At 70.1% G+C, this 13771-nt stretch carries 15 protein-coding genes, 3 pseudogenes and 1 riboswitch; of the genes and pseudogenes, 4 read left to right on the top strand and 14 right to left on the bottom strand.

Annotation, left to right across the window (positions count from 1 at the left end; translation table 11 throughout):
* The 8 genes and pseudogenes from A5692_RS15780 to A5692_RS15745 form a co-directional block, all read right to left on the bottom strand.
* Positions 1-946: pseudogene (locus A5692_RS15780) on the bottom strand (peptidase); the annotation flags it as partial.
* A gap of 192 nt (positions 947-1138) precedes the next feature.
* Positions 1139-1486 carry a hypothetical protein gene (locus A5692_RS15775; RefSeq protein ID WP_068057464.1) on the bottom strand — a complete coding sequence of 116 codons (348 nt, stop codon included), beginning with the start codon at positions 1484-1486 and terminating at the stop codon, positions 1139-1141.
* A 50-nt stretch (positions 1487-1536) separates the two neighbouring features.
* Positions 1537-2988: an HNH endonuclease signature motif containing protein gene (locus A5692_RS15770; protein ID WP_068057462.1), complete on the bottom strand. Its 1452-nt coding sequence runs from the start codon at positions 2986-2988 to the stop codon at positions 1537-1539.
* Positions 2989-3061: 73 nt separating this feature from the next.
* A complete protein-coding gene (locus A5692_RS15765; protein WP_068057460.1) occupies positions 3062-3484 on the bottom strand; it encodes a hypothetical protein in 423 nt (140 codons plus the stop codon).
* Between the two features lie 52 nt (positions 3485-3536).
* Positions 3537-5009 carry a M28 family peptidase gene (locus tag A5692_RS15760; protein WP_068057459.1) on the bottom strand — a complete coding sequence of 491 codons (1473 nt, stop codon included), beginning with the start codon at positions 5007-5009 and terminating at the stop codon, positions 3537-3539.
* Positions 5006-6499 (bottom strand): M28 family metallopeptidase, encoded by a 1494-nt coding sequence (locus A5692_RS15755; RefSeq protein ID WP_068057457.1) that lies wholly within the window; start codon positions 6497-6499, stop codon positions 5006-5008. The genes A5692_RS15760 and A5692_RS15755 overlap by 4 nt, the downstream gene beginning before the upstream one ends.
* Before the next feature lie 53 nt (positions 6500-6552).
* Positions 6553-6978 carry a DUF2752 domain-containing protein gene (locus A5692_RS15750; protein WP_068057455.1) on the bottom strand — a complete coding sequence of 142 codons (426 nt, stop codon included), beginning with the start codon at positions 6976-6978 and terminating at the stop codon, positions 6553-6555.
* Between the two features lie 15 nt (positions 6979-6993).
* Positions 6994-7329: a CD225/dispanin family protein gene (locus A5692_RS15745; RefSeq protein WP_067927030.1), complete on the bottom strand. Its 336-nt coding sequence runs from the start codon at positions 7327-7329 to the stop codon at positions 6994-6996.
* 358 nt (positions 7330-7687) lie between these two features.
* Between A5692_RS15745 and A5692_RS15740 the strand changes: the two genes are divergently transcribed.
* Both A5692_RS15740 and A5692_RS15735 read left to right on the top strand, forming a co-directional pair.
* Positions 7688-8215, top strand: coding sequence for a serine/threonine protein kinase (locus A5692_RS15740; protein WP_068057453.1), 528 nt, complete (start codon positions 7688-7690; stop codon positions 8213-8215).
* A 65-nt stretch (positions 8216-8280) separates the two neighbouring features.
* Positions 8281-8802, top strand: coding sequence for a serine/threonine protein kinase (locus A5692_RS15735; RefSeq protein WP_068057451.1), 522 nt, complete (start codon positions 8281-8283; stop codon positions 8800-8802).
* A gap of 4 nt (positions 8803-8806) precedes the next feature.
* On the opposite strand, the gene A5692_RS15730 is transcribed toward A5692_RS15735, so the two are convergent.
* From A5692_RS15730 to thiO, 4 genes are all read right to left on the bottom strand, one after another.
* Positions 8807-9565, bottom strand: coding sequence for an SGNH/GDSL hydrolase family protein (locus A5692_RS15730; RefSeq protein WP_068057449.1), 759 nt, complete (start codon positions 9563-9565; stop codon positions 8807-8809).
* Positions 9562-10320, bottom strand: a complete 759-nt coding sequence (locus tag A5692_RS15725) for a thiazole synthase (RefSeq protein ID WP_068057448.1) — start codon at positions 10318-10320, stop codon at positions 9562-9564. Before A5692_RS15725 ends, A5692_RS15730 begins: the two co-directional genes overlap by 4 nt.
* Complete coding sequence (thiS, locus tag A5692_RS15720; protein WP_068057447.1) at positions 10313-10510, bottom strand: sulfur carrier protein ThiS; 198 nt, start codon at positions 10508-10510, stop codon at positions 10313-10315. Before thiS ends, A5692_RS15725 begins: the two co-directional genes overlap by 8 nt.
* Positions 10507-11517: a glycine oxidase ThiO gene (gene thiO, locus A5692_RS15715; protein ID WP_068057445.1), complete on the bottom strand. Its 1011-nt coding sequence runs from the start codon at positions 11515-11517 to the stop codon at positions 10507-10509. The genes thiS and thiO overlap by 4 nt, the downstream gene beginning before the upstream one ends.
* Positions 11509-11618, bottom strand: a riboswitch (TPP riboswitch). (Overlaps the previous gene by 9 nt.)
* A gap of 38 nt (positions 11619-11656) precedes the next feature.
* Between thiO and thiE the strand changes: the two genes are divergently transcribed.
* On the top strand, positions 11657-12328 hold the full coding sequence (gene thiE, locus A5692_RS15710) for a thiamine phosphate synthase (RefSeq protein WP_068057444.1): 672 nt from the start codon (positions 11657-11659) through the stop codon (positions 12326-12328).
* On the opposite strand, the gene A5692_RS15705 is transcribed toward thiE, so the two are convergent.
* Positions 12300-12926, bottom strand: a complete 627-nt coding sequence (locus A5692_RS15705) for an NUDIX hydrolase (RefSeq protein WP_068057442.1) — start codon at positions 12924-12926, stop codon at positions 12300-12302. The genes thiE and A5692_RS15705 overlap by 29 nt on opposite strands.
* Positions 12927-13060: 134 nt before the next feature.
* Here A5692_RS15705 and glnX point away from each other — a divergent pair.
* Positions 13061-13441: pseudogene (gene glnX / locus A5692_RS28360) on the top strand (protein kinase G-activating protein GlnX); the annotation flags it as partial.
* Here the strand turns inward: glnX and A5692_RS15695 are convergent.
* Positions 13387-13771: pseudogene (locus tag A5692_RS15695) on the bottom strand (hypothetical protein); the annotation flags it as partial. The pseudogenes glnX and A5692_RS15695 sit on opposite strands and share 55 nt — an antisense overlap.

Raw genomic sequence — 13771 nt, 5'->3', positions numbered from 1 at the left:
GGTCGAGCGGGACCTCACCGGTCTCGGGGTTCCCGGTGCTGCTGTCGACCCGCAGCGCGTTGGGCAGGTCGCCGCGGCGCTGTTCGATCTCCGCCTTGTCGATCCCCGCGCAGGCCGGGGCGCCATTGATGAACCCCATCTGGAAGGCGCTGATCCGGTCCAGGGCCGACCCGTGTTCGTCGTCGTTCTCGGTGTCGCTGTCCATGACGGGGTCCCGGGTGGTGATGATGCCCGCCAGTACGTGGTCCAGCCCGTCGGCGGTGCTCAGCGTGAACCGCGGCGACTTGCCGTCGGCCACCCAGAACAGGTAGACGCCCGCGAAGCAGTCGGCCTGCTGCTCGCGCACGATCGTGGGGTCTCGCTTGGTCACCAGCTTCGCCATGGTCTGCAGGGCGTGGCCGAATTCGTGGGCGAGCACCCCGTTGACCGACATGTCGCCGAAATACCGTTGCGCGACGGGCAGGAACATCCCGCGGTCCCAGGCGATCAGGTTGCAGCGCGATGTGTAGAAGGCGTTGACCAGTTTGTAGGTGTCGTTGTGGCAAACGATGGGGCTGGCCGGATCGTTGGAGTTGTAGGACACCATCTTGCCGACCGGAACGAACGTTCCCTTCAGCGATTGGCTGTACACCGACTTCCAGTAGTCCTCGATGTCGTTGATCGACAGCAACGACAACTTGTCGATCGCGCCATTGTCGGTGTTGACCACCGTGCCCGTCGGGTCGGGCGCGTTGGTGCGGATCCCGCTGGGGCCGTTGGTGGCGGGCAGGCCGCCGACCCGGAACGGGTCATTGAGCATCGACAGCGCGCGTCCGTCGACGAAGGATGCGCAGCCGGCCACCACGATTGCCGCCGCCGCGCAGCTTGATGCCGCCCGCAGCAAGGCGGCCGCCCTGCGGGGGCGGCCACCGGTCGGCTGACGTCGATTGCGCGAGCGGCTGTCCATACCAACCTCATCCCGACCGGCTGCAGGGCAGCACCAAAGGGTCTCATTCTAGAGCGGTTGGCTAACTATGACAGCCCGAATGTGCACGCCGGTCAGACACCTATCCCGACGGTAGGGGCGCGCGGTAGCGCGCGGGTGACCGTTGGGAACCCAGCCGTCTCCAGCGGGCGGTCAGGGTGGGGCAGCGAACTCTCAGGGGCGCGGCGCGGGTGTCTGCTGAGGTCCGCTCGGGCCACCCGGGCCCATTCCGCCGGGGCCCATCATGCCGCCCGGGCCCATGCCGCCGGGACCCATCATCCCGCCCGGGCCCATCATTCCGCCGGATCCCATCATCGGGCAGGTGCCGGCGCGCCCGCCACCGTAGCCGTGGTGCCACCCGTCGTGGGCGGCCGAGGACCAGCCCAGGAGCAGCCCCGAGAAGAAGACCACCGCGACGACGAACACGATACCGGCGACGATGACCACCCACGCGGCCACTTGACCGAGCCGACTGTGTGCGCCGACTCGATGTTCGACATTGGATTCAGGAGTTTGCGTCATGCCCCGAACGATGGCACACATATACCCACGGGGGGTAGGGACCATTGGCCCTAAAAGGGGGGCGGCTCGTCGTCGTCCGGCGGCGCCGGCCCGCCGGGTGTCGTGTGGGCGGCCGAGCGGCGTTGGCGGTTCCGCTGGCGTTCGGTGGCGATGTGGTGGGCCCGGTTCTGGGCGCGGGTGCGGGTGCGGAGCGGCATCCGCGCGGTGCGCTCGCCGCAGCGCTCCCGCGCGGCGGGGCCGGGCACGTCGCCGGTGGGCGCGCACAGGGCCGGGAACAGCAGCGCGCTGCCGGGGGTGGTGACGTAGCGGTGCCCGTCGGGCAACCGCCAGATGAGGGTGCCGTCGGGCAACTGCTCGTCGCGCCAGCCCCAGAAAGTTTTGAGCAAATGATGTTGGCGGCAAAGGCATTTCAGGTTCGACGGATGCGTCGCACCGCCATCGGAATACGGGACCGTGTGGTCGATGTCGCAGTCGGCGGCGGGGCGGTCGCACCCCGGCGCCCGACACGTCAGATCCCGGCACCGCACGAAGTCGGCCAGCCGGGCCGAGGGCGTATAGCGCGGTTCGGCCTCCGCCGGTGCGCTCAGCGGCACCAGCCGCGCCGACCGGGCCAGCTCGGCGATCAACTCGGCAGAGATCAGCCCGTCGGCCCCCAGCTCCGAACCCGGAGCCGACCCCTCGCCCCGGATGCCGGCCTGCTCGGCGACGACATGGATGACGACCGGCGTTGCCGCCGGCCGCTTTCCGGCCGCACAGTCGGGGCGTCCACAGCGACAACCCAGCCGATCCGCCGCGGCCGCCAGCGCCCCCAGCGCGTCGGCGCGGCGCTGGTCTCGGCTCCGCGGGTCGTGCTCACACACCGTGTCCGCCAAGGCATCCAACCGCTTTTCCAGGGCGTGGGCGTCGGGACTGAACAAGCTGCCGTGGATTTCCGACATGCCGCCCTCGAGATCCTCGATTCCCACGTGGCGCTCGGCCTGAGACTGGCCGTGCCGGCGCACCGCATCGACGTCGGCCTTGGCCACGATCTTGTCCACCTCGCCCGCCAGCCGGCCCCGCGTCATCGAGGGCCAGCGCGCCACGCGCACGGCCAGCTCGGCGTCCACGGCGGCCAACACCTCGTCATCGGTGATCAAGTCGGTCCGGTACACGATGGTCTGAAACAGCCGAAAACCGATGTCGCCGGCCCGAAACACGGCCGCCACCCGTGGCAGTCGCTCACGCATGGCCAGCGCATACCGCATGAAGCTGCCCGCCATCGCCAGGCTGACGCGGAAAGCTGCGGCCACCTCGGCGCCCACCGCCGCCCAGGTGTCCACCGCCCAATTCGACTCCTCACCGCACTGGGCACGGCGCAGTTCGAACAAGTCGCCGACGGCGTCCAACCGATCCGCCACCGCCTGCGCCTCTAGTCGCCACGACGCGCACATGCGGTCCACCAACGCGCGCGACCGCTCGCACCGCGGGGGCTCCCAGCACTCGTGCACTCGATTGTCGAACATATGTTCGAGTATAGCCGGATCCGCCGACACACGTATCGGCCGACGCCACGGGTTGTGGATGACCCGCGCCGCGTCAGCTTCCCCAGCCGAAGCCCATCGCGACTAACGCGGCGACCACCAGCGCTGCCAGCATCACGATTTCAGGCCACGGTCGCCACGGCCGGGCTTCGATGGCATAGGACATGACCTTGATCGGCCCGGCCGGCGACGGGGGTTCCTGCTCGCGGGTCAACGGTTCGTAAAACTGATGAAAATACAGCTGGATCAGTGTCGCGCCGACCCACAGCCCGATGAGGAAACTCACCGGCTTCACCCCGGCGAGGAACAGCACGATCACCATCGCGGCGGCGAGAATGAGTGACGCCGCATCCGATTTCGCCGTCGCCCGGACCTTGCCGCCGTAGGCCTTGTCCAGCGCGGCGCGGCGACGCCGGTAGGGCAGCACGAAGAAGGTGAACTTGGCGAGGATGTGCGCACCGGCCAGGACGGCAAGCACGGTAGCTGCGATGGTCACCGACCCAGTCTCACAGGACGAGAGCCGGATTGCGTCAGGGCACCCGGGTCCGATGCCGCTTGTCGTGCGGCGGCACGCCGTTGACGCCGCCGATCGACTGCGCGTAGCTGCCCACCGCATAGGCGGCGCCGGAACCCATGACGGCCAACGCATCCCGGTTGATGTTGTCGACGGTCTCGCGGGGGCCCTGGTAGTTGGGGTCGAACGGGACGCCGGCTTGCCCGCCCCATAGTCGGGCCTGCACCGTGGTCTTCTGCTGCGAGGAGCCGGCGGTCAGGCCCCCGATGGGCACGCCCGCGACCATGAAGGGGTGGTAGTCGGCGAGGGTGCTCAGCGGCATGTCGGCGGGCCGTTTCCCGGCCAGGTTCAGGTACCCGGCCAGGGTGCGCTCGATGCCGGCCGACCCGTCGGGGACGTCCGCGTAGGTCACCCCGGGCGTCGGCGGCCCGGACTGATCGCCGTCGTCGGTGAAGAAGCCGGCGTTGGGGGAACCGAGCGCGGTGAAGTTGAGGTACATCGCTATGTCGTTGAGTTGGTCGCCGTTCATGCCGAACACGTAGTCCATGACGCCATTGAGCCCGTCTTCGTCGGCGCCCCAGAACGCGAACCGCACCGCGTTGTTCACCGGCGCCAGCGGGCCCAGCTGCAGCGCCGTTTCCAGCACCGCGGCCACCCCGGTCCCGTCGTCGTTGATGCCGGGGCCGCCGCGCGGGCCGTCCAGGTGCGCGCCGACCACGACCACTTCGTGCGGTGAGCCGGTCTTGGTCTGCGCCAGTACGTTTCGCGACGTGATGGTGACGTTGCGGGCGTCGAGCACCAGGCGGACGGGCGCGCTCGCGCCGGCGAGCGCGGCAGCGGCGGAGGACCCGGCCACCGCGACCGGCACGGTCAGCTGCTTGAAGTAGCCCGGCGTGAACAACGTGGGCGGGGCGCCCTGGCCGGACGGCGCGCTGAGCACGATCAGGGCGGCCGCGCCCTTGGCCACCGCGGCGTTCTGCTTGTCGACCACCGAGCAACGCGCGTCGTCGACGACGGCGATCGAGGCCTTGGGCAGCGCGGAAGGGTAATCGCCGGCCGCGCAGCCCGAGGGCTGGCTGGGCCGGACCGGTTGGCCGGTCAGTCCGCCGGGCGGTGTCTGCACCAGCAACGAGGCCTGGTCGACAGCGTAACTGCGGCCGGCGACCGTGATCGCCGGCCTGCCCGGGGAGACGGTGTACAGCCGGTCAAACTGGGGCGTCACCACCTCGAAACCCCTGTCGCGCAGGGCTTTCGCGACGTACTCGACGCTGGCGTCGTAGCCGGAGGTGCCGTCCGCCCGGTTGCCCTTGTTGGCGTCGGCGATGTGCTGCAGCGCGCGCAGGTGGGCGAGCATCCCGTCGGCGGTCACTTTCGCCGCCAGGGCGTGGCCCAGATCCGGTGCGGCAGTGGGCGACCCGGGCCGGGGCGACGAGCATCCGGCCAGCAGCGCGGCCGCCAGCAGCAAGGCCACCCCCAGGCGGCCGGTCATGGCTTGGTGAGGACGTGACGTGTGCGGTCCTCCATCGTGGGCACCCCGTTGTGGCCGCCGATGTCCTGGGCGTAGAGACCGATGGCGTAGGCGACGCCGCCGCCGTTGACGCTTAGCGCCGACCGGTCGACGTGTTCGAGGGTGTCGGTTTTCTGGTGATAGTTGGGGTCGAACGGCTGGTCGGCCGTCCCGCCCCACAACTTGGCCTGCTCGGCGGACATCTTGGCCTCGGCGCCGGAGAACAGGCCGCCGGCGGGGACGCCCGCGAGAGTGAACCCGTCATAGTCGGAGCGGCCGTCGAACGCCGTGTCCTGCGCGGTCTTCCCGGCGGACTTCAGGTAGGCCACCAGCGTCCGCTCGATGCCGGCCGACCCCTCGGGTACCACCGGCTGGCCGCGGGCGTCCGCCGGCAGCGATTGGTCCCCGTCATAGGTGAAGTAGCCGGGATTCGGTGACGCGAGCATGTCGAAATTCAGGTACAGCGCAATGCTTTTGAGCGCGGTCAGGTCCAGCGACTCCACGTAGTTGCGCGATCCGATCAGGCCGAGTTCCTCCGCACCCCAGAACCCGAACCGCACCGCGTTGCGCACCTGCGGCGAACTCCCCAGCCGCAGCGCGGTTTCCAACACCGCCGCCACCCCCGAACCGTCGTCGTTGATGCCCGGCCCGTCGGGCACGCTGTCCAGGTGCGCGCCCGCCATGACGACGTTGGCCGTCGACCCCGTCTTGGTCTGCGCGATCACGTTGCGGGCCTTGAAGCTCTGCACACTGGCGTTCAGCTTGATGGTGACGGGCCCCGGCCGGGTGCGCAATTGCACGCCCACGGACTTGGTCACGCCCACCACCGGGATCTTGACCAACGTGTCCGGCCCCAGGGTGCCACCCATCTTCTGCTCGTCGACGTTGTCGGCGACGATCATCGCGACCGCGCCGTGCTGCGCCGCGACGTCCTCCTTCTGGGCGAAGGGGCAGGTGCCGCGGTCCACCAGCACCACGGCCCCCTGCACCGGCAGGTTGCCGTAATCCGACGCCGCGCAGCCAAGGACATTGTTGGCGGGCAGGGCCACCAGCGGCCCGCTCACCCCGTCCGGCGGGGTGCCGAGACTGAAGTCGAGCGCGTGCGCCTCCACCTCCACACCACCGACCGTCACCACCGGCTTGTCCCCGTGGAATACCCGCGCCGAGAACTCGGGGGTGGCCACGTCGAAACCGCTGCCGCGCAACGCGTTTACCACGTATTCGACGCTGGCCTCGTAACCGGGGGTGCCCACCGCCCGGGTGCCGTTGTTGGCGTTGGCAATGTCCTGGAGCTTTGCCAGGTGGGCCATCATCGCGTCGGTCGTGACTTTGTCGTGCAACGCGCCCGCGAACGTGACCGCGTCGGGGTCGCCGGTCGCCGGTTGCGCGGGCCGATGAAAGCAGCCGGCCGAGAATGCGGTCAGGACGACCGCGACGAGCGCCGCCGGGATCGTCGCGCGTTTCTTCACCATCGCGCCCCAGGTTAGACCGCGCCGCGAGCGGCCGGGATCAGGACACGGCGGTATCAGACGTAGAGCGCAGTGAACGGCGCAAAGGGAATGTTGCGCACCACAAACCACGCCGCGACCAGCGCCAGCGTCACAGCCGCGGCCCAGCGGCGGTGTTGCCAGCTGCGGACGCGTCTGCCCGCCAGGCGTCCATAGGTCCAGGCGAGATACGCCCACACCAACAGCACGACGGCCGCCAGGCCCAACGCATTGAACCTGGCGGCCGCCATGACATTGCCGTGCATCAGGCAATACAGCATGCGCAGGCTGCCGCATCCCGGACAGTCGATTCCCAACAGCGCCTTGGTGGGACACACCGGCAGCGGTCCGTTGGGGGTGGTCGGGTCACCCGCCCAGATGACGGCGCACATCAAGGTCGCGGACGCCACCACCACCAGCGGCGCTCCCAGACCCTGCGGCACCGACCCTTGGCGGGTCACCATGGTCGCGAACCGGGCTTAGAACATCGCGGCGAGTGCCGCGTTGGTGTTCGTGTTCAGCGCACCGACCGCCATCAAGATGCCGTAGATGATGGCGACGACAACACCGATGACCGCCGACCAGATCACCCACTTCTTGGCGCTGTCTGCCGATGCCTGCGCCTCGGCGTAACGGCCCTGTGCCCAAAGACCATTGACTTGGCTGGACTTGACGATCGCCACGATCCCGAACGGGAGGCAACAGAACAGGGTCACCAGGATCGACCACACCAAGTAGTTGTTCGGTGCCTGCCCGGCGGGCTGCTGCGGCGGATAACCAGGCGGCGGAGGGGGCGGTGCCGGCGGTTGGGTCATGAATTCTCCAGTCCCGAGAAGTTAGCTGGCATGAAGCGGTGCTAACCATACCCGAGCACAGTCGCGGCGGCACTAGCAATTTGAAAATCCGCTTTTGGCCCGGCGGTGCGCGGCGCACGCCCTGCCGCGAAGGTTCCCGACGAGGGCCGGTCGGCCACGCGAAAAGAATTGACTGTCATGACTTTTCGGGATGACTGGCGCGTGCCCGTCACACCGCGGCGTCGGGAAGGATGCCCAGACAGACAATTTCCAGCGGAACGTGTTGCTTTGTCACGACATAGCTCTACGATCCCTACTTAGCGGAAGCGTGTTTCTCCGGTGAGCGACGCCGGTTCGACAACCGCCTAGGAGTCACAGGATGTTGCATCCCAGCAACGCGTTGCCGGCCGCGACGGCCGCGGTGCTGGTGGGCGCTTTCGCCTTAGCGGGCACGGGCACCGCAACCGCGGATCCGGCCAATACGGGTAGCCCGTCGGATGTCAACACGCTCGCGGCGTCGCTGTCGAAGGGCTACGGGCTGAACAACTGCACTCCCCAGAACATCACCATCGGCGAGCTGGCCTCGCTGACGTGCGCGCAGAGCCCCGACCCGAGCGGTCCGGTCCAGGCCAAGTACATCCTGTTCAACAACGCCGACAACCTGGCCGGCTCGTTCAAGGCGAGCATCAAAGACGACGTGCTGGGCGCGTGCGGCGACAGCGGCCAGTCCCCCACCAACTGGCACCAGGGCAGCAACAGCAGCAACGCCGGGCAGGTGGCGTGTGGGACGTATCAGAACGCTGCCGAGATCATCTGGACCACGGACTCGAAGAACATCTTGAGCTACATCCGCGGGTCCAACACCGACGACGCGGCGCTGTACCAGTGGTGGCGGGCCAACGGCTGACGTTCTTAGTTGGGGGGCAACGGGTTTCTGCATCACCCATCCAACAACCGCAGGGAGTCAACGAAATGTCACATCTCACCACCGCGCTGCGGGCCGTGTCGGCCGCGGTCTTCACCGCCGGCCTGGCCCTGGCGGGCAGCGCACCCGCCCTCGCCGAACCCAACACCGGCAGCGCCGCCGACATGAACACGCTCGCCGCCAACCTCTCGAAGGGCTACGGCCTCAACAACTGTAAGCCGCAGGAGTTGACCGAATCCGGCGAACTGGCCGAGCTGCTGTGCGGGCAGAGCCCCGATCCCAGCGGACCGGGCTCCGGTGTCTACGCCCTCTTCTCCAACGGCACGAACCTGGCCTCCGCGTTCAGTTCCACCATCAAGGACGTGTCGCTGGCCGCGTGCGGGGACGCCGGGCAGTCACCGGGGACGTGGAAGCAGAACGGCCAGACAGGCGGGCAGATCGCCTGCGGCACCTACAAGAACTACGCGACGTTGACCTGGACGACCGACGCCAAGAACGTGCTGGGCCACCTCACCTCGGCCAACTCGGACGTCAACGCGCTCTACCAGTGGTGGCGCACGAACGGCTGACCCGTCAGCACAGCTCGGCCACCAGTTCGGCGATGGCGCGCATGCCGGCCGCGTTCGGGTGCAACGGCGCCGCCCGGCCCGGCAGCGGCACACCGGGTCTGGTGGTCCAGGGGGCGGCCGACCACGCGTGGTGATCCCGGCTGGCCGCCGCGCCGCGGACCACGTCGCAGCCGGTCGCGCTCGCCGCGTCAGCGGTGAGCCGTTCCAGCGTCGCGGCCACGTGGCGACCGAGGTCGGCGTCCGCGTCCGAAAGCGGGGCGGCCGGCGTGCCCGCGGGCGGCAGGACGGTCAGGTAGTCGACGAAGAAGACCCGGGCCCGCGGGGCGCGTTCGCGTGCCGCGTGACCGACCGAGCACAGCGATTCGAAGACCGCATCGAGGGCCCGATTCCGCGCATCGGGGTCCAGCAGCTCGGCAATGCGCCCGCGCAGCAGCGGTAGCCGCCGGAACGGGCGCGGCAGGGCAGCGGCCATCAACAGCGGGATGTAGCCGACGTCGTTGCCGCCGATGGTGATCGTCACCAGGGATTCCGAGCCGTTGAGGGCGGTGATCTGGGGCGGCGCGCCGCGCTGGCGGTCGGCGAGCACGTGGGCGGTGGTCGCGCCGGAAAAGGTGACGTCTACCAGTTCGAGGCCGCAGCGCTGCGCAACCAGATGCGGATAGTTGCGCGCCGACCGGCCCGAGCCCCAGGGCGCGCTCGCGGCGCGGGGCCGGATGCCGGGACCGGCCGCCATCGAACTTCCCAGCGCCACATACCGTTTCATCGGTCGGGACTGGATGCCTGGGCCCAGAAACGTTTGGGGATCCGCCCGGCCCGGCGGGCCAGATAGCCGGCGGTGACGGCGGCGGCCATCGCGGCCGCCATCGCCGGCGGATCGGCGGCCCGGGTCACCGCGGTGGCCAAAAGCACGGCGTCGCAGCCCAGTTCCATCGCCAGCGCGGCGTCACTGGCGGTGCCGATGCCGGCGTCGAGCACCACCGGGACCCCGGCCCGGGCGACGATCATCTCGATGTTGTGCGGGTTGGTGATGCCCAGGCCGGTGCCGATCGGCGAACCCAGCGGCATGACCGCCGCGCATCCGGCGTCTTCGAGCCGGCGCGCCAACACCGGGTCGTCATTGGTGTAGGGCAGCACGACGAACCCGTCGTCGACCAGTTGCTCTGCCGCCCGGACCAATTCGACCGCATCGGGCAACAGCGTGCGTTCGTCGGCGATGACCTCCAGCTTGACCCAGTTGGTGTTCAGCGCCTCGCGGGCCAGTTGCGCGGTGAGCACGGCCTCGGCCGCGCTGCGGCACCCCGCGGTGTTGGGCAGCGGCATGATGCCGAGCCGGTTGAGCAGGTCCAACAGTCCGGTCCCGCCCTCGGCGTCGACGCGCCGCATCGCGACGGTGGTCAACTCGGTGCCCGAGGCGACCAGCGCCTCTTGTAGCGCGGCCAGGCTGCTCGCTCCCCCGGTGCCCATGATGAGGCGGGAGGCGAAGCTGCGATCGCCGATCGTGAGCTTTGAGTCAGCCACCCTGCACCGCCGTCACCACCTCGAGTCGAGCGCCATCGAAAAGTGTTGTCGTCCAACTGGACCGGGGCAGCACGGCATCGCCCATCGCCACCGCGACACCCCGGTCGGGGTAACCCAGCGACTTCAGCAGCGCGGCCACCGTGGTCTGCTCGTCGATCTCGACCTTCCGCTCGTTCACCACGACGATCATGAGCGAACTCCGACGGGGGCCAGTTGGGAGATGATTTCTTCCGCGGTCCACGGCGCCAGCAGGAACCCGGACCGGCCGTGTCCGCCGGCGACCAGGGTTCGCTCGTCGAGGCGCCGCACCAGCGGCAGGTTGTCGGGTGTCATCGGGCGCAGGCCGGCGGCGCACTCGGCCAGCTCGTACTCGCCCAACGCCGGCAACACCGCACACGCGTCGTCGAGCAGGTCGCGCACTCCGGAGACGACGGGGGCGGTGTCGCGCCCGTGCTCGTATTGGGTGGCCCCGACCACCACCCCGTCGGCGCGCGGAACCAGGTAGACCTGCCGCCCGCGCACGCGGGCGCGGATGACGCGCTGCGGCACCGGCATACACCCGCGCCGCCAGCGCAGTCGCAGCACCTCCCCCTTGACCGGGCGCACGGGCAGGCCCGGCCACAACCTGGGGGCGTCGATGCCGTTGGCGATCACCACCGCGTCGCCGTCGACCGTTAGGTCGTGCGCCGGCGCCGCCCAGCGCACCCCGAGCCGCTCGCACTCCGCCGAGAGGGCTTGCAGCACCGCGCGGTTGTCCACCGCCAGCTCGGTGGGCGCTCGAAAGCCGTGCCGGATGCCCTGGGCCAGCAGCGGTTCCAGCTCCCTGGCGGCCGACTCCCAGACCACCGGGTGCCCTTGCTCGGACAGCCAGTCGGCGACGGTGCGCAGGTCCGCGACGTCGGCCCGGTCGACGGCCACCACCAGCGATTCCCGGGCGGTGACCACCTGCGGCGGCAGGCCGTCGAGGAAGCCCTCGCGCCACAGCCGCAGCGACTCGCATCCCAGCCGCAGCAGTCGTTCCTCACCGGGCCAGCCCTCGCTGTGCGGGGCCAGCATGCCGCCGGCCACCCAGGACGCGCCCTGGTCGGCGGTGCGGTGCACGCGCACCGACCACCCGGCCTGCGCGGCGCGGCGCGCCACCGCCAGCCCGATGACGCCGCCGCCGATGACAGCCAACGACCCATGATCTGTCGGCATCCCTGGCCTCCCTTCGCCGGCATGACCCGGATCAGGTGTGACGGTAAGGGCAGGCGTGCCCACTCTCAGACCCCGTTCCCGGGACTCCCGTGTCTCACTGAGTTCTTCGGCTCCCACGCTAGCGCGCTAGCGTCGCGGTGTGCATCAGCGAGTTAGGCGGCTGGCAGCCGCGCGCCTGTATTTGTGCACCGACGCGCGCCGGGAGCGTGGCGACCTGGCCCGGTTCGCCGACGCCGCCCTGGCCGGCGGGGTCGACATCATCCAGCTGCGCGACAAGGGTTCGCCCGGTGAGCAGCGGTTCGGGCCGCTCGAGGCGCGCGAGGAGCTGGCCGCGTGCGAAATCCTGGCCGACGCGGCCCGACGGCACGGCGCCCTGTTCGCGGTCAACGACCGGGCGGACATCGCCCGCGCGGCCGGCGCCGACGTGCTGCACCTCGGGCAGGGCGACCTGCCGCTGGACGTCGCGCGCGGGATCGTCGGCCCGGACACGCTGCTCGGCCTGTCCAGCCACGACACCGACCAGGCCGCCGCGGCGGCCACCGGCGAGGCCGACTACTTCTGCGTCGGCCCGTGCTGGCCCACCCCGACCAAACCGGGCCGCGAGGCGCCGGGCCTGGGGCTGGTGCGGGCCGCCGCCCGGCTCGGCACCGAGAAACCGTGGTTCGCGATCGGCGGGATCGACGAGCAGCGGCTGCCGGAGGTGCTCGCGGCCGGTGCCCGCCGCATCGTCGTCGTGCGCGCGATCACCGCGGCCGCCGACCCTCGGACCGCCGCACAACGGCTCAGCTCAGCGCTTGCAGCAGCGAGTTGATCCGGGGATGCATGGGCGTCTCGTCGGCGTCACCCGGCACGCACCAGACGAAGACGCCGGCCTCGATCTCGAACGTGCGGGGCAGATGCCGCCGCCGCTCGTCGGCGTGATCCAGCGGCACCAGCGCCGTGGCCGTGCGCAGCCGGTGCCAGCTCGCCGCGAAGCCGGGATGCAAGGGCAGCCCGGCCACCTCGTCCTCGGCGACCCAGCGCATCTCGGAGCTCTCCCCGTTGGGCACGGTGTGCAGCAACTCGGGCGCGTCGGCGACGACCGTGGTGTACGTCCAGCGCGCGCCGCCGAGGCCCGCGACGTCGGCGGTGACCAGCGTCGACCGGACGGTCACCAGCTCGCCCGCCAGCCCGGCCTCCTCATGGGCCTCGCGGACCGCGGTCTCCTCCGGCGTCTCGTGGCTGTCGCGGGCACCGCCCGGCAGGCCCCACGTGCCGCCCTGATGGCTCCACACCGCGCGATGCTGCAGCAGCACCGCGGGGGTGCCGTCCGGCCGGGGGGCCCGCAGCAGCAGACCGGCCGCACCGAAGCGGCCCCAGTACGGGGTGCCGCTGCTGGAAACCACCCAACCGTCGCCGTCGCCGTGCACGGGTTCAGGATATGCGCGTGATCGCCTGGTCAATCGGTCTGCCTCCACCCATCAGGCGGAACATTCTCTTAGAATTCGCTTATAGAGTTTCGTGCAGCGTTCCAGTGGCCGCGAAAGATGAGGGCTGATCACACGTGACGGTTGAGCTGGCGCACCCGTCGACAGAGCCGCAGGGGTCGCGGTCGCCGGCCGAGCCAGCCCATCCGCGCTGGTGGTTCATCTCCACCACGCCGGGCCGGATCCTGACCATCGGCATCGTCCTGGCGGTGCTCGGCGGCATCTGCGCGTTCGCCACCTCGACCACCATCAACCACCGGCAGCAGGTGCTGACCACGGTGCTCAACCACACCGAGCCGCTGTCGTTCGCCGCCGGACGGCTGTACACCACCCTGTCGGTGGCCGACGCGGCGGCGGCCACGGCGTTCATCGCCGAAGCCGAGCCGCCGCCCGTTCGGCAGCGCTACGAGCAGGCCATCACCGATGCGGCGGTGGCGGTGACCACCAGGATGACCGGCGCGGGGATCTGCGTCGACGCGGTGGTTTCCGCGTCCACCCGCTCCGACGTGGCCTGATACAGCTGCGCGGCGTCCGGCAGGATGGTCGATTGCATCAGGCCCGAGGCCTCCGACAGATACGACGACCCGACCGGGTTGCCCTCCCGGTTGTTGGTCCGCGCGATCTCGATCAGGCCGGTGTAGACGGCCAGTTCGGCGTTGATCCGGCCCAGCAGTTGCACCAGCGGTTCGTCGGTGAGCCCGCTCGAGGCCCGGGTCACCGCCACCGCCGCATCGGTGATGGCCTGCTCGTAGCGCTGCCGTGCGGGCGGCGCGCCGCTTCGGCGATGA

Source organism: Mycobacterium sp. E342 (genome assembly GCF_001667665.1).
In the GTDB taxonomy this organism is placed as follows: domain Bacteria; phylum Actinomycetota; class Actinomycetes; order Mycobacteriales; family Mycobacteriaceae; genus Mycobacterium.
This window is presented reverse-complemented; position numbering and strand designations above follow the sequence as displayed.